The sequence below is a fragment of the Escherichia sp. S10b genome (assembly GCF_028421345.1).
Classification (GTDB): Bacteria; Pseudomonadota; Gammaproteobacteria; order Enterobacterales; family Enterobacteriaceae; genus ECMA0423.
Genome location: NZ_JAHZSO010000149.1, coordinates 14168 through 34704 on the forward strand (window position 1 = coordinate 14168; position 20537 = coordinate 34704).

At 50.1% G+C, this 20537-nt stretch carries 22 protein-coding genes and 1 other annotated feature; of the genes, 11 read left to right on the forward strand and 11 right to left on the reverse strand.

Annotated features, from left to right (window positions below):
• Window positions 1-45: 45 nt before the first annotated feature.
• Entirely contained in the window at window positions 46-924 is an 879-nt protein-coding gene (gene nadK, locus FTE26_RS08995; protein ID WP_001059169.1) for an NAD(+) kinase, read from the reverse strand.
• Between the two features lie 122 nt (window positions 925-1046).
• On the opposite strand from nadK, the gene grpE reads away from it, so the two are divergent.
• Window positions 1047-1640, forward strand: coding sequence for a nucleotide exchange factor GrpE (gene grpE / locus FTE26_RS09000; protein ID WP_001296310.1), 594 nt, complete (start codon window positions 1047-1049; stop codon window positions 1638-1640).
• A 54-nt stretch (window positions 1641-1694) separates the two neighbouring features.
• Here grpE and FTE26_RS09005 read toward each other — a convergent pair whose 3' ends face one another.
• Both FTE26_RS09005 and FTE26_RS09010 read right to left on the reverse strand, forming a co-directional pair.
• The gene (locus FTE26_RS09005; protein WP_077221315.1) at window positions 1695-2981 is read right to left on the reverse strand and encodes an HlyC/CorC family transporter; all 1287 of its coding nucleotides are present in this window, start codon (window positions 2979-2981) and stop codon (window positions 1695-1697) included.
• 20 nt (window positions 2982-3001) lie between these two features.
• On the reverse strand, window positions 3002-3793 hold the full coding sequence (locus FTE26_RS09010) for a cytochrome C assembly family protein (RefSeq protein WP_001338897.1): 792 nt from the start codon (window positions 3791-3793) through the stop codon (window positions 3002-3004).
• A 166-nt stretch (window positions 3794-3959) separates the two neighbouring features.
• Here FTE26_RS09010 and ffh point away from each other — a divergent pair, with 166 nt between their 5' ends.
• The 5 genes from ffh to rplS all read left to right on the forward strand — a co-directional run bounded on the left by ffh (window position 3960) and on the right by rplS (window position 7572).
• Window positions 3960-5321 carry a signal recognition particle protein gene (gene ffh / locus FTE26_RS09015; RefSeq protein WP_000460035.1) on the forward strand — a complete coding sequence of 454 codons (1362 nt, stop codon included), beginning with the start codon at window positions 3960-3962 and terminating at the stop codon, window positions 5319-5321.
• A 248-nt stretch (window positions 5322-5569) separates the two neighbouring features.
• Window positions 5570-5818: a 30S ribosomal protein S16 gene (gene rpsP, locus FTE26_RS09020; protein ID WP_000256450.1), complete on the forward strand. Its 249-nt coding sequence runs from the start codon at window positions 5570-5572 to the stop codon at window positions 5816-5818.
• A gap of 18 nt (window positions 5819-5836) precedes the next feature.
• Complete coding sequence (gene rimM / locus FTE26_RS09025; RefSeq protein ID WP_000043335.1) at window positions 5837-6385, forward strand: ribosome maturation factor RimM; 549 nt, start codon at window positions 5837-5839, stop codon at window positions 6383-6385.
• A gap of 30 nt (window positions 6386-6415) precedes the next feature.
• The gene (trmD, locus tag FTE26_RS09030) at window positions 6416-7183 is read left to right on the forward strand and encodes a tRNA (guanosine(37)-N1)-methyltransferase TrmD (RefSeq protein ID WP_000264777.1); all 768 of its coding nucleotides are present in this window, start codon (window positions 6416-6418) and stop codon (window positions 7181-7183) included.
• A gap of 41 nt (window positions 7184-7224) precedes the next feature.
• Window positions 7225-7572, forward strand: coding sequence for a 50S ribosomal protein L19 (rplS, locus tag FTE26_RS09035; protein WP_000065253.1), 348 nt, complete (start codon window positions 7225-7227; stop codon window positions 7570-7572).
• Between the two features lie 76 nt (window positions 7573-7648).
• On the opposite strand, the gene FTE26_RS09040 is transcribed toward rplS, so the two are convergent.
• From FTE26_RS09040 to FTE26_RS09055, 4 genes are all read right to left on the reverse strand, one after another.
• A complete protein-coding gene (locus FTE26_RS09040) occupies window positions 7649-8131 on the reverse strand; it encodes an OmpA family protein (RefSeq protein ID WP_000589828.1) in 483 nt (160 codons plus the stop codon).
• Between the two features lie 15 nt (window positions 8132-8146).
• Complete coding sequence (gene dgcN / locus FTE26_RS09045; RefSeq protein WP_000969032.1) at window positions 8147-9373, reverse strand: diguanylate cyclase DgcN; 1227 nt, start codon at window positions 9371-9373, stop codon at window positions 8147-8149.
• Window positions 9363-9881: a YfiR family protein gene (locus FTE26_RS09050; RefSeq protein WP_001212391.1), complete on the reverse strand. Its 519-nt coding sequence runs from the start codon at window positions 9879-9881 to the stop codon at window positions 9363-9365. Before FTE26_RS09050 ends, dgcN begins: the two co-directional genes overlap by 11 nt.
• 149 nt (window positions 9882-10030) lie before the next feature.
• Entirely contained in the window at window positions 10031-10396 is a 366-nt protein-coding gene (locus FTE26_RS09055) for a DUF2799 domain-containing protein (RefSeq protein ID WP_000976004.1), read from the reverse strand.
• A 209-nt stretch (window positions 10397-10605) separates the two neighbouring features.
• Between FTE26_RS09055 and aroF the strand changes: the two genes are divergently transcribed.
• Both aroF and tyrA read left to right on the forward strand, forming a co-directional pair.
• Window positions 10606-11676 carry a 3-deoxy-7-phosphoheptulonate synthase AroF gene (aroF, locus tag FTE26_RS09060; protein WP_001168054.1) on the forward strand — a complete coding sequence of 357 codons (1071 nt, stop codon included), beginning with the start codon at window positions 10606-10608 and terminating at the stop codon, window positions 11674-11676.
• Window positions 11677-11686: 10 nt separating this feature from the next.
• The gene (tyrA, locus tag FTE26_RS09065) at window positions 11687-12808 is read left to right on the forward strand and encodes a bifunctional chorismate mutase/prephenate dehydrogenase (RefSeq protein WP_000225221.1); all 1122 of its coding nucleotides are present in this window, start codon (window positions 11687-11689) and stop codon (window positions 12806-12808) included.
• 42 nt (window positions 12809-12850) lie between these two features.
• Here tyrA and pheA read toward each other — a convergent pair whose 3' ends face one another.
• The 4 genes from pheA to bamD all read right to left on the reverse strand — a co-directional run bounded on the left by pheA (window position 12851) and on the right by bamD (window position 15610).
• Entirely contained in the window at window positions 12851-14011 is a 1161-nt protein-coding gene (gene pheA / locus FTE26_RS09070; RefSeq protein WP_000200116.1) for a bifunctional chorismate mutase/prephenate dehydratase, read from the reverse strand.
• 21 nt (window positions 14012-14032) lie between these two features.
• Window positions 14033-14158, reverse strand: a sequence feature (Phe leader region).
• Window positions 14110-14157 (reverse strand): pheA operon leader peptide PheL, encoded by a 48-nt coding sequence (gene pheL, locus FTE26_RS09075; RefSeq protein ID WP_001386991.1) that lies wholly within the window; start codon window positions 14155-14157, stop codon window positions 14110-14112. (Overlaps the previous feature by 48 nt.)
• Window positions 14159-14260: 102 nt before the next feature.
• Window positions 14261-14602: a ribosome-associated translation inhibitor RaiA gene (gene raiA / locus FTE26_RS09080; protein ID WP_000178456.1), complete on the reverse strand. Its 342-nt coding sequence runs from the start codon at window positions 14600-14602 to the stop codon at window positions 14261-14263.
• Between the two features lie 270 nt (window positions 14603-14872).
• The gene (gene bamD / locus FTE26_RS09085) at window positions 14873-15610 is read right to left on the reverse strand and encodes an outer membrane protein assembly factor BamD (protein ID WP_000197686.1); all 738 of its coding nucleotides are present in this window, start codon (window positions 15608-15610) and stop codon (window positions 14873-14875) included.
• 134 nt (window positions 15611-15744) lie between these two features.
• Between bamD and rluD the strand changes: the two genes are divergently transcribed.
• The 3 genes from rluD to clpB all read left to right on the forward strand — a co-directional run bounded on the left by rluD (window position 15745) and on the right by clpB (window position 20156).
• Entirely contained in the window at window positions 15745-16725 is a 981-nt protein-coding gene (gene rluD / locus FTE26_RS09090) for a 23S rRNA pseudouridine(1911/1915/1917) synthase RluD (protein ID WP_000079107.1), read from the forward strand.
• Complete coding sequence (gene yfiH / locus FTE26_RS09095) at window positions 16722-17453, forward strand: purine nucleoside phosphorylase YfiH (protein ID WP_000040115.1); 732 nt, start codon at window positions 16722-16724, stop codon at window positions 17451-17453. The genes rluD and yfiH overlap by 4 nt, the downstream gene beginning before the upstream one ends.
• 129 nt (window positions 17454-17582) lie before the next feature.
• Window positions 17583-20156, forward strand: a complete 2574-nt coding sequence (gene clpB / locus FTE26_RS09100; protein ID WP_001235102.1) for an ATP-dependent chaperone ClpB — start codon at window positions 17583-17585, stop codon at window positions 20154-20156.
• Window positions 20157-20537 lie beyond the last annotated feature (381 nt).

The window sequence follows — 20537 nt, forward strand, 5'->3', positions numbered from 1 at the left end:
ACAGTATAAACTGGTTTTATATACAGTAAAGAGGCTGGCGTAAAATTAGAATAATTTTTTTGACCAGCCGAGCTTGGTGCTTAATGTGTTGAAATAACTGTAATCTTTCGGATGAATCAGATTCAGATGGTAATCACAGCGACGAATCAGGACATCTTCACCTTCCTGAATCGGCAGTGCTATCTGGCTGTCGCAACTGATTTCCAGGTCGTTACGGCGATGCGAAAAACGCAGACGGATCGTGCTGCTGCTGTTTATGACCAGTGGTCGTGCTGACAACGTATGCGGGAACATGGGCACCAGGGTAATCGCATCCAGAGAGGGGGTCAGAATAGGACCGCCTGCAGAGAGGGAATAGGCGGTGGAGCCTGTTGGCGTCGAAATAATTAGTCCATCAGATCGCTGAGAAAACGCAAAGATCTCGTCGATATACACTTCGAACTCAATCATATGCGCCACTTTGCCTGGATGAAGCACCACTTCATTTATCGCGGTGCTGATGCGTTTCTGGCAATCTTGCTGACAGACTTGCGCTTCCAGCAAAAAACGTTTCTCGCTGATGTAGTGGCCTTCCAGCACATCGGCTAACTGTTGCTGGGCGTTATCGGGGTCAAGGTCAGTCAGGAAACCCAGGTTGCCACGGTTGATTCCAATAACTTTAATATCGTAACGGGCGAGTGTGCGTGCCGCGCCCAGCATATTACCGTCGCCACCAACGACTACCGCGAGATCAGCTAGTTGCCCAATCTCCGCGAGCGTGCCAGTTTTCACATTCTTCAGTTGCAGTTCGTGAGCGATTTGTTGCTCAACGATGACCTCGTAACCTTTTGTGCACAGCCAGCGGTAGAGCATTTCATGTGTTGTCAGTGCAGTGGGGTGCCGTGGGTGTCCCACAATGCCAATACACTTGAAATGATTATTCATTTTTCCGAGGTCCTTGTTACGAAGATTGATGACAATGTGAGTGCTTCCCTTGAAACCCTGAAACTGATCCCCATAATAAGCGAAGTTAGCGAGATGAATGCGAAAAAAACGCGGAGAAATTCATGAGTAGTAAAGAACAGAAAACGCCTGAGGGGCAAGCCCCGGAAGAAATTATCATGGATCAGCACGAAGAGATTGAGGCAGTTGAGCCAGAAGCTTCTGCTGAGCAGGTGGATCCGCGCGATGAAAAAATTGCGAATCTCGAAGCTCAGCTGGCTGAAGCCCAGACCCGTGAACGTGACGGCATTTTGCGTGTAAAAGCCGAAATGGAAAACCTGCGTCGACGTACTGAACTGGATATTGAAAAAGCCCACAAATTCGCGCTGGAGAAATTCATCAACGAATTGCTGCCGGTGATTGATAGCCTGGATCGTGCGCTGGAAGTGGCTGATAAAGCTAACCCGGATATGTCTGCGATGGTTGAAGGCATTGAGCTGACGCTGAAGTCGATGCTGGATGTTGTGCGTAAGTTTGGTGTTGAAGTGATCGCCGAAACTAACGTGCCGCTGGACCCGAATGTGCATCAGGCTATCGCAATGGTGGAATCTGATGACGTTGCGCCAGGTAACGTACTGGGCATTATGCAGAAGGGTTATACGCTGAATGGTCGTACGATTCGTGCGGCGATGGTAACTGTAGCGAAAGCAAAAGCGTAATTTCTGTTTTCGTAATAATTCACGGCCCTGCATGCGAATGCAGGGCCGTTTTCGTTACTCCGCCACACTCTCGCGCAGCGGTTTTACAGGAAAGACTTTTACCTGCTTAATCATATTGTCCTGAACGTCGAGAATATCGATATCGTACTCGCCAATATGCACGCGGGTGCCAGCGACAGGGATCTCTTCCAGAGCTTCAAGAATGACGCCATTAACCGTGCGGGCATCGTCTTCAGGTAGATGCCAGTTAAAGGCTTTGTTGATTTCCCGCACGTTGGCGGTGCCATCGATAATCACCGAACCGTCGTTTTGCGGCGTGACCTCTTCGGCAAGTGTTGGCGACATCGACGTAGTGAAATCGCCGACAATCTCTTCCAGAATATCTTCAACCGTCACCAGCCCCTGAATGTCTCCATACTCGTTGACGACCAGGCCGACTTTCTTTTTGTTGCGCTGAAACTTTACCAACTGCGTGCTGAGCGGCGTACCTTCCGGCACAAAATAGATCTCGTCCGCGGCGCGCAGCATGGTTTCTTTGGTGAACTCTTTTTTCTCCGACATCAACCGCCAGGCTTCACGTACTCGCAGCATACTGATGGCGTCGTCCAGCGAATCACGGTAGAGCACGATGCGCCCGTGAGGTGAGTGGGAGAGTTGGCGCAGAATCGATTTCCAGTCATCGTTGATATCAATACCGATAATTTCACTGCGCGGCACCATGATGTCATCAACGGTCATTTTTTCCAGATCGAGCACCGACAGCAGCATATCCTGATTGCGACGGGAAATTTGTGAGCGTGATTCGTGCACGATAGTGCGCAACTCTTCTTTGCTCAAAGAGCCGCTAACCACGATATCGGTTTTGATACCCATCATGCGCATCAGCATACGGGTGATAGCATTCAGCAACCAGACCAGCGGCATCATCAAAATTTGCAGCGGAGCCAGCAGAAAACTACTCGGATAAGCGACTTTTTCCGGGTACAGCGCGGCAATGGTTTTCGGCAATACCTCAGCAAATACCAGTACGACAAAAGTCAGCACACCAGTCGCAATTGCCACGCCCGCATCGCCGTACAAACGCATCCCAACAATAGTGCCGAGCGCGGAGGCAAGAATATTGACCAGGTTATTGCCGATTAACACCAGGCTTATCAGGCGGTCTGGCTTACGCAGCAATTTTTCGACGCGTTTGGCCGAGCGATTACCCTGTTTCGCCATATGTCGCAGACGATATCGGTTGAGGGTCATCATTCCGGTTTCGGACCCGGAAAAATAGGCTGAAATGACCACCATGATGATCAGAATAATGATCAACGTAGTAGTAGAAATGTGTTCCAGGGGAAACTCCTTTTCTGGGTTTAGCTGATTAACTGCTGGACAATTCGGCTGCCGAAGTAGGCCAGTGTCAGAATTACCGCGCCCGCAACGTTAAACCAGACGACGCGGCGTCCACGCCATCCTTCATGGTAATGTCCCCACAGCAGCACAATATAGACAAACCACGCCACGATAGAGAGCACAGCCTTGTCGATATTTTCCATGCTAAATAGGTTGTGCATGTAGAACAGGCCAGTGCAAAGCGTGAGCGTTAGCAGCACCACGCCAATCTGCGTGATGTGGAACATTTTACGCTCGATACTCATCAATGGCGGCATTTCCTGGTTAAATGCCAGCTTCTTGTTCTTCAGTTGGTAATCAATCCACGCCAGTTGCAGCGCGTACAGGGCGGCGATAATTAGCGTGGCATAGGAAAAGAGCGATAAGCCAATGTGCACCAGCATCCCAGGCGTTGCTTCCAGATGGGTGATGTATTCATTGGGCATGAAGGTCGCCAGCGCCAGGTTGATAAGCGCAAAGGCATAGACAATGGGTAGCAGCAACCAGCCACGATTGCGAGAAGCCACAATGGTCATTACCGTACAGATCATCAAACTGACCAATGAACCAACGTTCAGCAGGCTGAGGTTTTGTCCGCTATCACCGTCGGGCAGGATGCGGGCTTCCAGAGCGATTGCGTGGCAGACCAGCGCAATGACCGCAGAAATAATAGCCATGCGCCGCCAGCCGCCGTTTTTTTGCAGCAGACCGGGAACAATCAGCGCAAGACTGACGGAGTAGGCGACAAGCGCGAGCAGAGCAAAAACGGGCATAGTGATGTCGACAGTTTGAGCAATAAGAAAGAGAAGCAGTATAGCGTCAGGTGAACGCTGCTCCAACCGTTGCATAACAACAAAGACGCCTTCATGTTATACTGCGGCAAAATACTGATGATGTGTCGCGATTGCGGCCAACCGTTTCCACCCCAGGCGAGAGACAATGTTTGATAATTTAACCGATCGTTTGTCGCGCACGCTGCGCAATATCAGTGGCCGTGGACGCCTCACTGAAGACAACGTAAAAGATACGCTGCGCGAAGTGCGCATGGCGCTGCTGGAGGCGGACGTCGCTCTGCCGGTAGTGCGTGAGTTTATCAATCGCGTAAAAGAGAAAGCGGTTGGTCATGAAGTTAATAAGAGCCTGACGCCGGGGCAGGAGTTCGTCAAAATCGTCCGTAACGAACTGGTTGCGGCGATGGGCGAAGAGAACCAGACCCTGAACCTGGCGGCGCAACCGCCTGCGGTCGTGCTGATGGCGGGCCTGCAAGGTGCCGGTAAAACAACCAGCGTTGGTAAACTCGGTAAGTTCCTGCGCGAGAAGCACAAGAAGAAAGTGCTGGTGGTTTCTGCCGACGTTTATCGCCCGGCGGCAATCAAACAGCTTGAGACGCTGGCAGAGCAGGTGGGCGTTGATTTCTTCCCTTCTGATGTTGGTCAGAAGCCGGTAGATATCGTTAACGCGGCGCTGAAAGAAGCCAAACTGAAATTCTACGACGTGCTGCTGGTGGATACCGCTGGTCGTCTGCACGTTGACGAAGCGATGATGGACGAGATCAAACAAGTCCATGCGTCGATTAACCCGGTTGAAACCCTGTTTGTGGTTGACGCCATGACCGGTCAGGATGCGGCCAATACGGCAAAAGCATTCAATGAAGCGTTACCGCTTACCGGCGTAGTGTTGACCAAAGTGGACGGCGATGCCCGCGGCGGTGCGGCGCTCTCTATTCGTCACATCACTGGCAAACCGATCAAGTTTCTCGGTGTTGGCGAGAAAACTGAGGCGCTGGAGCCGTTCCATCCGGACCGCATCGCGTCGCGTATTCTCGGCATGGGCGACGTACTGTCGCTGATCGAAGATATCGAAAGCAAAGTTGACCGCGCGCAGGCAGAGAAATTAGCCAGCAAGCTGAAAAAAGGCGACGGCTTCGATCTCAACGATTTTCTTGAGCAACTGCGCCAGATGAAAAATATGGGCGGCATGGCTAGCCTGATGGGCAAGCTGCCGGGCATGGGGCAGATCCCGGATAATGTTAAGTCGCAGATGGACGATAAAGTGCTGGTGCGTATGGAAGCCATCATCAACTCGATGACGATGAAAGAGCGCGCTAAGCCAGAAATCATCAAAGGTTCGCGTAAACGCCGTATTGCTGCCGGTTGCGGTATGCAGGTGCAGGACGTTAACCGTCTTCTGAAACAGTTCGACGACATGCAGCGCATGATGAAGAAAATGAAGAAGGGCGGAATGGCGAAGATGATGAGAAGCATGAAGGGTATGATGCCCCCAGGCTTCCCTGGTCGCTAATCGGCCTGGCTTGTTTGCCATTTTGGCACCGGGTTGTGCTCGTCATCCTCACGTACTGCGTGTACGCTCCGGTGACTGCGCGCACTCCGGCACCAAACTGGCTGCACCGCCGACGGCCTTTTACAGCAGAGTTAGCAACTGTTGATTGCAATTCCCGCAAAAATGAGTAAAATTTTCGGGCTTTTAATATGACACCGGACTCCGTTCCTCGATGGGGTCCGGTTGTTTTATTCACACAAGAGGATGTTATGGTAACTATTCGTTTAGCACGTCACGGCGCTAAAAAGCGTCCGTTCTACCAGGTTGTTGTCGCTGACAGCCGTAATGCACGCAACGGTCGCTTCATCGAGCGCGTTGGTTTCTTCAACCCAATCGCTAGCGAAAAAGAAGAAGGCACTCGCCTGGATCTGGATCGCATCGCTCACTGGGTTGGCCAGGGCGCAACTATTTCTGATCGCGTTGCTGCGCTGATCAAAGAAGTAAACAAAGCAGCTTAATCTGTCACGGTGGTCATGATGAGCAAACAACTCACCGCGCAAGCACCTGTTGATCCCATCGTTTTGGGGAAAATGGGTTCGTCTTACGGTATTCGTGGGTGGCTCAGAGTGTTTTCTTCCACCGAAGACGCCGAAAGCATTTTTGACTATCAGCCCTGGTTTATCCAGAAGGCGGGTCAGTGGCAGCAAGTCCAGCTGGAAAGCTGGAAGCACCACAATCAGGACATGATCATCAAGCTGAAAGGCGTTGACGATCGTGATGCGGCGAACCTGCTGACGAATTGTGAAATTGTCGTGGATTCATCGCAGCTGCCTCAGCTTGAAGAGGGGGACTACTACTGGAAAGACCTGATGGGCTGCCAGGTAGTAACCACTGAAGGCTACGATCTCGGTAAAGTCGTCGATATGATGGAAACCGGATCTAATGACGTTCTCGTCATTAAGGCAAACCTGAAAGATGCGTTTGGTATCAAGGAACGTCTCGTACCGTTCCTCGATGGGCAGGTTATCAAGAAAGTCGATCTCACTACTCGTTCAATCGAAGTAGATTGGGATCCTGGTTTTTAAACCACCGGATAAACGGTAAAAGACGGCGCTATGTGGATTGGCATAATTAGCCTGTTTCCTGAAATGTTCCGCGCAATTACCGATTACGGGGTAACTGGCCGGGCAGTTAAAAATGGCCTGCTGAGCATCCAGAGTTGGAGTCCTCGCGACTTCACGCATGACCGGCACCGTACCGTGGACGATCGTCCTTACGGCGGCGGACCGGGGATGTTAATGATGGTGCAACCCTTGCGGGACGCCATTCATGCAGCAAAAGCCGCGGCGGGTGAAGGCGCAAAGGTGATTTATCTGTCACCACAGGGACGCAAGCTTGATCAAGCGGGCGTCAGCGAACTGGCAACGAATCAAAAATTGATTCTGGTGTGCGGTCGCTACGAAGGTATAGATGAGCGCGTGATCCAAACCGAAATTGACGAAGAATGGTCAATCGGCGATTACGTTCTCAGTGGTGGTGAGTTACCAGCAATGACGCTGATTGACTCCGTTTCCCGGTTTATTCCGGGAGTACTGGGACATGAAGCCTCGGCAACGGAAGATTCCTTTGCTGAAGGATTGCTGGATTGCCCGCACTATACGCGGCCTGAGGTGTTAGAAGGGATGGAAGTTCCGCCAGTGTTACTGTCGGGCAACCATGCCGAGATACGTCGCTGGCGTTTGAAACAGTCGCTGGGCCGTACCTGGCTTAGAAGACCTGAACTTCTGGAAAACCTGGCTCTGACTGAAGAGCAAGCAAGGTTGCTGGCGGAGTTCAAAACGGAACACGCACAACAGCAACATAAACATGATGGGATGGCGTAAGCCCCCGAGATATCAGTTTACCCAGGATAAGAGATTAAATTATGAGCAACATTATTAAGCAACTTGAACAAGAGCAGATGAAGCAGGACGTACCTTCCTTCCGTCCGGGTGATACCGTGGAAGTGAAAGTATGGGTTGTTGAAGGTTCCAAAAAACGTCTGCAGGCATTCGAGGGCGTGGTTATCGCTATTCGTAACCGCGGTCTGCACTCTGCATTCACTGTTCGTAAAATTTCCAACGGCGAAGGCGTTGAGCGTGTCTTCCAGACTCACTCTCCGGTAGTTGACAGCATTTCTGTCAAACGTCGTGGTGCTGTTCGTAAAGCTAAACTGTACTACCTGCGTGAGCGTACTGGTAAGGCTGCTCGTATCAAAGAGCGTCTTAACTAAGATTTCGCTTAAGCGACATCCTGTTAAGAAGGGCTGGCCAATTGGCTGGCCCTTTTTTTGTCTGTTTGCTCGTGTTTTAAGGGGTTGTAATCACCACTGCGACGCGGCGGTTCTCGGCGCGGCCCTGGGCGGTCTTGTTACTGGCTATGGGATATTTTTTTCCTAAACCCTGTGTGGTGAGATTGCTGCGTGGAATTTGTCCACCCATAGCCCATGCATCGGCCACGACATTCGCCCGTTTCAATGATAAGCCTTCGTTGTAACTGTCTTCACCATAGTTATCGGTGTGTCCATCCATACGGGCATGTGTTAGCCCTGTCGAGGCCAATTTGGCTGCCATGGTTTGGATCTGTTGCTGGCTTTCCGGGAGCAATTTGTAGTCATTTTTTGCGAACAGAATGGCATCTGATAAGCCCAGCGACCAGTCGCCGGCGGATTCAGTAAATCCATAAGATTGCATAGCGGCGACTTGCTCAGGAGTAAACTTTCCCTGAGGGGACTGGCAGCCAGTCAGTATTAGTGAGGTGAAAATCAGGGGTGCTACCAGGTGCTTTATCATATCGATATATCCTTGTTATCTCACCAGCTTTTCGGCACGCTGGTGTTTGGCCTGATACATATTGTGATCGGCAAGCTCTTGTAATTTTTCCGCAGAGGCGTGCTCAATGGTCATCGCGTAACCAATGCTTAATGTCATGGTGGTCTGATGGCCATTATGAAGATCAAACGGGAGATTAAAGATTTGTGTCAGTGCTGAGCATATCTGCTGCACTTCAGATTCCGACTGTACATCATAGAGCACCATAGCGAATTCATCGCCGCCCAGGCGGTATGCTTTATGTCGCAGCCCGCCAAATTCAGCTAACCGTTTTGCGATTTCAATCAAGACTCTATCGCCCGTCGCATGACCCCAGGTATCATTGATATATTTGAAATTATCGCCATCAAGAAATAGTAACGCCGACGTTTTTCGGGCATCGGAATTGTTCATCAACGTATTGATGCCGCTACGAAACGCTGCGCGGTTAGCCAGCCCGGTTAATGGGTCATGTAGCGCGGTACGCAGAAGCTGCGCATTTTTGGCCTGTAAACGAAGCTGCCACTCTTCCATTTCATCCAGCAGACTGTTGAAGTCGAGAGCGAAGCGGTGAAACTCAGCGATACGTTCTTCCGAAACTCGTCGGGAAAAATTGCGGTTGGAACGCACATCATGTACGACATCGGTGATATTTTTCAGCGCTTCTACCAGGCCATTGTGCAAATGGCGGGTGAGGGTAATTGCGATGCCTGATGCCAGCAGAATACAACCGGTCAGTACGGCGAGCGAAAACCAGATAAAATGGCTGATTGAACTGTCGCGAGCGGTTAAGCGTACTTCGCCAATGGTTTCACCATTGTGACGAATCGGCTGAATGATGGGGGCGGGGAAGAGCCAGTGGCTTATGAAATTGCTGAAAGTATCGCCTGGATCCTTACGGGTGTAATGCCAGGACGCCAGAATATTTTGCTGCTTATCACGTACTTCTGCAGTTGAAAATTGCCCTTGCTGGCCCAGCGCTGCCAGTGTTTCAGTTGCTGCAGGGCCATCGGCAAAAACGACAGCTGCTTCCAGACTGTAAGTCATTGTTGCTGCTGTCAGTGCCAGGTTTTTTTGCGCGTACTGTTTCAGGGTCAGCACCGAGGTCACGGAAAGCAGCAACCAGATCAGCATCATAGTGATAAATATGCTGGTCATACTGATGTTGCGTAATGCTCTTTTAAACGTGGGGCGCTTATTAAGAGAATTATCGTTATCCATCATTTTTCTTCCGTGCGAGCATTAAGACATCCGGGTTGACCTTTACACCGCTACGCGATAAGGCATCCAGGTTTACGGCAAATCTGACGTCATTATTGTGGATGATCAGACAAAAGGCGCTACCAATAATGCACTCGGTATTTTGTTCGGCAATTAATAATAACGCCTTTGACGGATATTGTTCGGTTAATTCCATCTGGAATGTCGGTGACTCGTTGCCAAAATAAAAACCATTGCAGCCTGAAATCATCGCCTCTTGTTGAGTGTGAATGATGACAGGCAGATAAGGCAAAGATGTCGCGGCATTCTCTTGTAGGGCGGTACTAAAACGTGAAGATGAAAAGATACATAACTTTGGTGGCCCTGATAGCGCAGGCCAGCGGGTGTAACTGACAATACCGGAAACCATCATACGCACGTTTTTCGCAACGTCAGAAGGCTCCTGAGCGAGTATTGGTGCTCCCGTCAGCAGGAGAATCAGAAGTAAGAACAGTCGGTGAGAAAAACGCATTCAGGGATCCCCACCATCTTCGCTCGAAATGCATCGATATTTTTTCAGAATGCTCATTAAAATATCATTTTTTCATGCGATCGTCATCAATGTGAGAAATAAAACACAATGAGTAAAATCTTATGTTTAATTTATTTGTGGGGTTTTAATTAATTTAATCGTATTGTGCTGGCATTTTCATCAGCCCCTTTTTGCCATACTTCATGCAGTTGGCTGGCATTTTCAACATTGTTGCAGCTGGCAGGAAAGCTTTTACCGGAAAGTCCCCGGGCATAAGTAAAATCGGTCTGGCAAGTTTTCTTTTGTCCTTCGGCATATCCTTTAAGGTATAGACCGCGATCCGCCTGTGAATCGCTAAATGCATCGTCATCTTTTATGGCGCTGCCCGATATCGCATCTTCCATACCGACATCATACCAGTCGGTGCTGGTCAAGGTTGGCGCGTGAGTATAAGGATCAATCTGACATCCGCTAACCAGTAAAGCCAACAAGGGGGCGATAAACTTTTTCATCATTTCTTTCTCCTTTTTCAAAGCATAGCGGATTGTTTTCAAAGGGAGTGTAAATTTATCTATACAGAAGTAAGGGTTGAAATCGCGACTAAATTGCCTGTGTAAATAAAAATGTACGAAATATGGATTGAAAACTTTACTTTATGTGTTATCGTTACGTCATCCTCGCTGAGGATCAACTATCGCAAACGAGCATAAACAGGATCGCCATCATGCAAAAAGACGCGCTGAATAACGTACATATTACCGACGAACAGGTTTTAATGACTCCGGAACAACTGAAGGCCGCTTTTCCATTGAGCCTGCAACAAGAAGCCCAGATTGCTGACTCGCGTAGAACCATTTCAGATATTATCGCCGGGCGCGATCCTCGTCTGCTGGTAGTATGTGGTCCTTGTTCCATTCATGATCCGGAAACTGCTCTGGAATATGCTCGTCGATTTAAAGCCCTTGCCGCAGAGGTCAGCGATAGCCTCTATCTGGTAATGCGCGTCTATTTTGAAAAACCCCGTACCACTGTCGGCTGGAAAGGGTTAATTAACGATCCCCATATGGATGGCTCTTTTGATGTAGAAGCCGGGCTGCAGATCGCGCGTAAATTGCTGCTTGAGCTGGTGAATATGGGACTGCCACTGGCGACGGAAGCGTTAGATCCGAATAGCCCGCAATACCTGGGCGATCTGTTTAGCTGGTCAGCAATTGGTGCTCGTACAACGGAATCGCAAACTCACCGTGAAATGGCCTCCGGGCTTTCCATGCCGGTTGGTTTTAAAAACGGCACCGACGGCAGTCTGGCAACAGCAATTAACGCTATGCGCGCCGCCGCCCAGCCGCACCGTTTTGTTGGCATTAACCAGGCAGGGCAGGTTGCGTTGCTACAAACTCAGGGGAATCCGGACGGGCATGTCATCCTGCGCGGTGGTAAAGCGCCGAACTATAGCCCTGCGGATGTTGCGCAATGTGAAAAAGAGATGGAACAGGCGGGACTGCGCCCGTCTCTGATGGTAGATTGCAGCCACGGTAATTCCAATAAAGATTATCGCCGTCAGCCTGCGGTGGCAGAATCCGTGGTTGCTCAAATCAAAGATGGCAATCGCTCAATTATTGGTCTGATGATCGAAAGTAATATCCACGAGGGCAATCAGTCTTCTGAGCAACCGCGCAGTGAAATGAAATACGGTGTATCCGTAACCGATGCCTGCATTAGCTGGGAAATGACCGATGCCTTGCTGCGTGAAATTCATCAGGATCTGAACGGGCAGCTGACGGCTCGCGTGGCTTAAGAGGTTTATTATGGTTGCTGAATTGACCGCATTACGCGATCAAATTGATGAAGTCGATAAAGCGCTGCTGAATTTATTAGCGAAGCGTCTGGAACTGGTTGCTGAAGTGGGCGAGGTGAAAAGCCGCTTTGGACTGCCTATTTATGTTCCGGAGCGCGAGGCATCTATGTTGGCCTCGCGTCGTGCAGAGGCGGAAGCTCTGGGTGTACCGCCAGATCTGATTGAGGATGTTTTGCGTCGGGTGATGCGTGAATCTTACTCCAGTGAAAACGACAAAGGATTTAAAACACTTTGTCCGTCACTGCGTCCGGTGGTTATCGTCGGCGGTGGCGGTCAGATGGGACGCCTGTTCGAGAAGATGCTGACACTATCGGGTTATCAGGTGCGGATTCTGGAGCAACATGACTGGGATCGAGCGGCTGATATTGTTGCCGATGCCGGAATGGTGATTGTTAGTGTGCCAATCCACGTTACTGAGCAAGTTATCGGCAAATTACCGCCTTTACCGAAAGATTGTATTCTGGTTGATCTGGCATCAGTGAAAAATGGACCATTACAGGCCATGCTGGCGGCGCACGATGGCCCGGTACTGGGGTTACACCCGATGTTCGGCCCGGACAGCGGTAGCCTGGCAAAGCAAGTTGTGGTCTGGTGTGATGGACGTAAGCCGGAAGCATACCAATGGTTTCTGGAGCAAATTCAGGTCTGGGGCGCTCGGCTGCATCGTATTAGCGCTGTCGAGCACGATCAGAATATGGCGTTTATTCAGGCTCTGCGCCACTTTGCTACTTTTGCTTATGGGCTGCATCTGGCAGAAGAAAATGTTCAGCTTGAGCAACTTCTGGCGCTCTCTTCGCCGATTTACCGCCTTGAGCTGGCGATGGTCGGGCGACTGTTTGCTCAGGATCCGCAGCTTTATGCCGACATTATTATGTCGTCAGAGCGTAATCTGGCGTTAATCAAACGTTACTATAAGCGTTTCGGCGAGGCGATTGAGTTGCTGGAGCAGGGCGATAAGCAGGCGTTTATTGACAGTTTCCGCAAGGTGGAGCACTGGTTCGGCGATTACGCACAGCGTTTTCAGAGTGAAAGCCGCGTGTTATTGCGTCAGGCGAATGACAACCGCCAGTAATAATCCAGTGCCGGATGATTCACATCATCCGGCACCTTTTCATCAGGTTGGATCAACAGGCACTACGTTCTCACTTGGGTAACAGCCCAATACCTTCATTGAACGGGTAATTTCCCCTAACTCTTTCAATGCTTTTTGCATTTCCGCTGATTCAAGATTGGCCTGAATATCCAGATAAAACATCTCTTCCCATGGATTACCGTGAATCGGGCGTGATTCCAGACGGGTCATAATCAGATTGTGGTTGCGCAGCACCAGCAACGCTTCAACCAGCGCACCGGCTTGTTGCCCGGTCGCCATTAACAACGTCGTTTTCGCCGGAACCTGGTCAGACACGTTAATGGCTTTACGTGCCAACACCACAAATCGGGTGAAGTTTTGTTGCTGATTCGCTTCAATACGCTCCAGTACCTGCAAACCGTACAAAGTGCCGCCAGCTTCGCTTCCCAACGCAGCAACATGCGGTGATTTTGCCTGTGCAACCTTTTCCATTGCCGCAGACGTACTTTCGGTATATTCAATCTTCCAGTGAGGATAACGATTAAGGAATTTGCTGCATTGCTGGAATGGCTGCGGATGGCTGTAGACCGTATTAATAGTGGATAAATCAGTCGTGCCGGAGACCAACAAACAATGGTCGATAGTTAACGTCATCTCGCCAACAATCGACAAGCTGGTATGTTGCAGCAGATCGTAAACGTCGTTTATGGCACCGGAGCTGGTATTTTCAATCGGTACGACGGCATAGTCGGCCTGGCCGGTTTCCACCTGATTAAAAATATCGGCAAATTTGGCGCAGCCACTTTCAATGAATTGCTCAAAGTGACGGGCAGCATACTGGCGCGCCGCAAGATGGGAATAAGAACCTTTGGGGCCGAGAAAAGCGATGCGTGCTGAGTGCGGATTAATTTTATTGAGATGTTGCTGGAGCAAAGCCTGCTGAGTTAATACGGAATCTTCAATGATGAGCTGGAACAGGCGAGTAATGTAATGGGCGTCCAGATGGTGCGCTTTACCGAGCGTAATTAATCTTTCCAGTAAATCGCGTTCACGATCAATATCTCGTACCGGGCGATGCGAGAGCAGTTTGGCTTTTCCTACCTCGACGGCCAATTCGCGCCGCTCTGCCAGTAATGCTAATAATTTTTCATCCAGCGCGCTGATTTTCTCTCGCAGCGCCAGTAACGGGTTTTCCGATGTCATAGTGTTGCCTTTTTGTTATCAATAAAAAAGGCCCCCCGATTTGGGAGGCCTTATTGTTCGTCTTCGCATTCTGTTTCACACGACGAAACGCCTCCCATTCAGGGGAAGGTAAAAAAGAATGCGAAGAAAAACGGTGTGTGTTTCATGTTTGTTTCCTTAAGTGACTTTAGTACAGTACCCGTACTGTTTTCACGCTGTCAACAAAAAACGCGCCCGAAGGCGCGTTGGCGATACACTCAATATAAAGGACTACTCTTCTTCAACTTCTTCGACGAAGTTGGCGTCTTTCACCGATGTTGCGGCACGACGTGCTTCGCCTTTGTGCTGCAGTTTATTGAGCTGCCGTTCCAGCTTGTTGATCAATTCGTTAATTGCAGTGTACATATCTTCATGTTTACCACTGGCAACCAGAACGCCGTTAGGTGTATTGATTGTGGCGTCAGCAACAAACCCTTGTGGCTCTTTGGACAGAATGATATGTGGATTAATCAGATGTGTTTGCCATTTTTCCAGTTTGGCGAGACGGTCTGCGACATGTTGGCGGATGGCCGGAGTAATTTCCATTTGTTTGCTGGTAATGTTCATTGTCATAAATTTTACCTCTTGTCTTCCCGTCTTGGTGAATTCAGCATACCGCTCCTGATGTCAAAATGTGTGATGGGAATCTCATAATTTTGTCACTTTTTGTCAACGAATCTTTTTTGTGAGAAATCGCAGGAAGAGGTGTTTTTTTACTTGAGGAATATCTCAAAGCGAGCCATATTTGATGAGATCGATAGTGACTAAATCGCTTCAGTTTCACAACTAACAGAATAAAAAAACGGCAGCTCAAGGGCTGCCGTTTTGTATTTCAGGTTTCTGTTATGTATTGCTGCTGTTTGCGGCGATGATTTTCGCTACTTTTTCAGCTTGCGCATTCATCTGCATCTGACGGTATGCATTTTCCATCAGCGGCAGCGCATCACGCGTAGCCTGGGTATCCGGGTAGTCGCGCAACATTCCTTCTACGCGGTTAACGACGGCAACCCATGCGCCACGTTCTGTATAGTACTCGGCCACGGAGTATTCATATTTCGCCAGACGATCTTTCAGGAATACCAGACGTTTGGTGGCATCGGTGGTGTACTGACTGTTTGGATAGCCGCGCACCAGTTTGGAAAAGTCACTAAACGCAGCTCGTGCATGTTGAGGATCGCGATCGCTACGGTCAACGCCAAAGAACCCTTGCAGCGCACTGTCATCCAGCGCCATATTGGTCAGGCCACGCATGTACATGACATAATCGATATTCGGATGGGTCGGGTTAAGGCGAATAAAACGATCGATGGCAGCCTGCGCTAACGGCAAATCGGCGTTTTTATAGTAGGCGTAGATGAGATCCAGCTGCACCTGCTGCGAATACGGACCAAACGGATAGCGATTATCTAACGCTTCCAGTTGCGTTATTGCCTGTCTCCAGTTACCGTCCTGCAGCTTTTGTTGTGCAGTCGCGTAAATTTCATTTGGCGGATTATCAGGTACTTCTTCCTTTGACCCCGAGCAACCCGCCAAAAACAGGCTTAGTGTGGCGGCTGCCACCAGATATTTCATGCGCGTCATGACGTTTTGACTTTCCTCAAAATGTAATACGGGAGATTCTCTGTTCCTGCTCCCGGTTAAGACCAGCTACAATAGCACACTATATTAAACGGCAAAGCCGTAAAACCCCAACGATAAACGAAGAAGCAGTATATATGGCACAACGAGTACAGCTCACTGCAACGGTGTCCGAAAACCAACTCGGTCAACGCTTAGATCAGGCTTTGGCCGAAATGTTCCCGGATTATTCACGTTCGCGAATAAAAGAATGGATCCTCGACCAGCGCGTGCTGGTAAACGGCAAAGTTTGTGATAAGCCGAAAGAAAAAGTATTGGGTGGCGAGCAGGTTGCCATCAACGCTGAGATTGAAGAAGAAGCGCGTTTTGAACCGCAGGATATCCCGCTGGATATCGTCTATGAAGATGAAGATATCATCGTCATTAATAAACCGCGCGACCTGGTGGTACATCCTGGCGCGGGTAACCCGGATGGCACGGTACTGAATGCGTTGCTTCATTACTATCCGCCCATTGCCGATGTACCACGTGCGGGCATCGTCCATCGTCTGGATAAAGACACCACTGGCCTGATGGTTGTGGCAAAAACCGTTCCGGCTCAGACGCGTTTAGTCGAATCTTTGCAACGGCGTGAAATTACTCGTGAGTATGAAGCGGTGGCGATTGGTCATATGACCGCTGGCGGTACAGTAGATGAACCCATCAGCCGCCACCCGACCAAACGTACTCACATGGCGGTGCATCCGATGGGCAAACCGGCGGTGACTCACTATCGCATCATGGAACACTTCCGTGTGCACACGCGTCTGCGGTTGCGTCTGGAAACTGGACGTACGCACCAGATCCGCGTGCATATGGCCCATATCACTCATCCGCTGGTGGGCGATCCGGTTTATGGTGGCCGTCCGCGTCCGCCAAAAGGTGCTTCGGAAGCATTTATCTCCATGCTGCGTAAGTTTGACCGCCAGGCGCTTCATGCAACCATGCTGCGTCTTTATCACCCGATCTCCGGCATCGAAATGGAATGGCATGCGCCTATTCCACAAGATATGGTGGAGCTGATTGAGGTGATGCGCGCCGATTTCGAAGAGCATAAGGATGAAGTGGACTGGTTATGAGTAAGCTGATTGTCCCGCAGTGGCCGCTACCAAAAGGTGTTGCGGCCTGTAGCTCTTCTCGTATCGGCGGCGTGAGCTTGCCCCCGTATGACTCGCTCAACCTCGGTGCCCATTGTGGCGATAACCCGGATCACGTTGAGGAGAATCGCAAGCGACTTTTTGCTGCGGGCAATTTGCCTTCTAAACCGGTCTGGCTTGAGCAGGTACACGGCAAAGATGTGCTTAAGCTTACTGGCGAACCTTATGCCTCAAAACGAGCAGATGCCTCTTATAGCAATACGCCCGGCACGGTTTGCGCAGTGATGACTGCCGACTGCCTCCCTGTGCTGTTTTGCAATCGAGCGGGAACGGAAGTCGCCGCCGCTCATGCTGGCTGGCGTGGACTGTGCGCAGGCGTACTGGAAGAGACGGTTTCCTGTTTTGCTGATAATCCGGAAAATATTCTCGCCTGGTTAGGGCCGGCAATTGGTCCACGCGCGTTCGAAGTGGGGGTGGAGGTTCGCGAGGCGTTTATGGCAGTAGACGCTAAAGCAAGTGCAGCTTTCATTCAGCATGGTGATAAGTATCTGGCGGATATTTATCAGCTTGCCCGGCAGCGTCTGGCGAACGTGGGTGTTGAGCAAATTTTCGGCGGCGACCGTTGTACATATACGGAAAATGAGACTTTCTTCTCTTATCGTCGCGACAAGACCACCGGTCGTATGGCAAGTTTCATTTGGCTGATATAACCTAAAGAATCAAGACGATCCGGTACGCGTGATTTTCTTTTCACATTAATCTGGTCAATAACCTTGAATAATTGAGGGATGACCTCATTTAATCTCCAGTAGCAACTTTGATCCGTTATGGGAGGAGTTATGCGTCTGGATCGTCTTACTAATAAATTCCAGCTTGCTCTTGCCGATGCCCAATCACTTGCACTCGGGCACGACAACCAATTTATCGAACCACTTCATTTAATGAGCGCCCTGCTGAATCAGGAAGGGGGTTCGGTTAGTCCTTTATTAACATCCGCTGGCATAAATGCTGGCCAGTTGCGCACAGATATCAATCAGGCATTAAATCGTTTACCGCAGGTTGAAGGTACTGGTGGTGATGTCCAGCCATCACAGGATCTGGTGCGCGTTCTTAATCTTTGCGACAAGCTGGCGCAAAAACGTGGTGATAACTTTATCTCGTCAGAACTGTTCGTTCTGGCGGCACTTGAGTCTCGCGGCACGCTGGCCGACATCCTGAAAGCAGCAGGGGCGACCACCGCCAACATTACTCAAGCGATTGAACAAATGCGTGGAGGTGAAAGCGTGAACGATCAAGGTGCTGAAGACCAACGTCAGGCTTTGAAAAAATATACCATCGACCTTACCGAACGAGCCGAACAGGGCAAACTCGATCCGGTGATTGGTCGTGATGAAGAAATTCGCCGTACCATTCAGGTGCTGCAACGTCGTACTAAAAATAACCCGGTACTGATTGGTGAACCCGGCGTCGGTAAAACTGCCATCGTTGAAGGTCTGGCGCAGCGTATTATCAACGGCGAAGTGCCGGAAGGATTGAAAGGCCGCCGCGTACTGGCGCTGGATATGGGCGCGCTGGTGGCTGGGGCGAAATATCGCGGTGAGTTTGAAGAACGTTTAAAAGGCGTGCTTAACGATCTTGCCAAACAGGAAGGCAACGTCATCCTGTTTATCGACGAATTACATACCATGGTCGGCGCGGGTAAAGCCGATGGCGCAATGGACGCCGGAAACATGCTGAAACCGGCGCTGGCGCGTGGTGAATTGCACTGCGTAGGTGCCACGACGCTTGACGAATATCGCCAGTACATCGAAAAAGATGCTGCGCTGGAACGTCGTTTCCAGAAAGTGTTTGTTGCCGAGCCTTCTGTTGAAGATACCATTGCGATTCTGCGTGGCCTGAAAGAACGTTACGAATTGCACCACCATGTGCAAATTACTGACCCGGCAATTGTTGCAGCGGCGACGTTGTCTCATCGCTACATTGCTGACCGTCAGCTGCCGGATAAAGCCATCGACCTGATCGATGAAGCAGCATCCAGCATTCGTATGCAGATTGACTCAAAACCAGAAGAACTCGACCGACTCGATCGTCGTATCATCCAGCTCAAACTGGAACAACAGGCGTTAATGAAAGAGTCTGATGAAGCCAGTAAAAAACGCCTGGATATGCTCAACGAAGAACTGAGCGACAAAGAACGTCAGTACTCCGAGTTAGAAGAAGAGTGGAAAGCAGAGAAGGCATCGCTTTCTGGTACGCAGACCATTAAAGCGGAACTGGAACAGGCGAAAATCGCTATTGAACAGGCTCGCCGTGTGGGGGACCTGGCGCGGATGTCTGAACTGCAATACGGCAAAATCCCGGAACTGGAAAAGCAACTGGAAGCCGCAACGCAGCTCGAAGGCAAAACTATGCGTCTGTTGCGTAATAAAGTGACCGACGCCGAAATTGCTGAAGTGCTGGCGCGTTGGACGGGGATTCCGGTTTCTCGCATGATGGAAAGCGAGCGCGAAAAACTGCTGCGTATGGAGCAAGAACTGCACCATCGCGTCATTGGTCAGAACGAAGCGGTTGATGCGGTATCTAACGCTATTCGCCGTAGCCGTGCGGGGTTGGCGGATCCAAATCGCCCGATTGGTTCATTCCTGTTCCTCGGCCCAACGGGTGTGGGGAAAACTGAGCTTTGTAAGGCGCTGGCGAACTTTATGTTTGATAGCGACGAGGCGATGGTCCGTATCGATATGTCCGAGTTTATGGAGAAACACTCGGTGTCTCGTCTGGTTGGTGCGCCTCCGGGATATGTCGGTTATGAAGAAGGTGGCTACCTGACCGAAGCTGTGCGTCGTCGTCCGTATTCCGTCATCCTGCTGGATGAAGTGGAAAAAGCGCATCCGGATGTCTTCAACATTCTGTTGCAGGTACTGGATGATGGTCGTCTGACTGACGGGCAGGGGAGAACGGTCGACTTCCGTAATACGGTTGTCATTATGACCTCTAACCTCGGTTCCGATTTGATTCAGGAACGCTTCGGTGAACTGGATTATGCGCACATGAAAGAGCTGGTGCTCGGTGTGGTAAGCCATAACTTCCGTCCGGAATTCATTAACCGTATTGATGAAGTGGTGGTCTTCCATCCGCTGGGTGAACAGCACATTGCCTCGATTGCGCAGATTCAGTTGAAACGTCTGTACAAACGTCTGGAAGAACGTGGTTATGAAATCCACATTTCTGACGAGGCGCTGAAACTGCTGAGCGAGAACGGTTACGATCCAGTCTATGGTGCACGTCCTTTGAAACGTGCTATCCAGCAGCAGATCGAAAACCCGCTGGCACAGCAAATACTGTCTGGTGAATTGGTTCCGGGTAAAGTGATTCGCCTGGAAGTTAATGAAGACCGGATTGTCGCCGTCCAGTAAATGATAAAACGAGCCCTTCGGGGCTCGTTTTTGTCTATAAGTTAGACGGAAAAGACTATATTTAAGATGTTTTGCCTGAAAAATGAGCGAACGATAAAGTTTTTATATTTTTCGCTTGTCAGGCCGGAATAACTCCCTATAATGCGCCACCACTGACACGGAACAACGGCAAACACGCCGCCGGGTCAGCGGGGTTCTCCTGAGAATTCCGGCAGAGAAAGCAAAAATAAATGCTTGACTCTGTAGCGGGAAAGCGTATTATGCACACCCCGCGCCGCTGAGAAAAAGCGAAGCGGTACTGCTCTTTAACAATTTATCAGACAATCTGTGTGGGCACTCGAAGATACGGATTCTTAACGTCGCAAGACGAAAAATGAATAC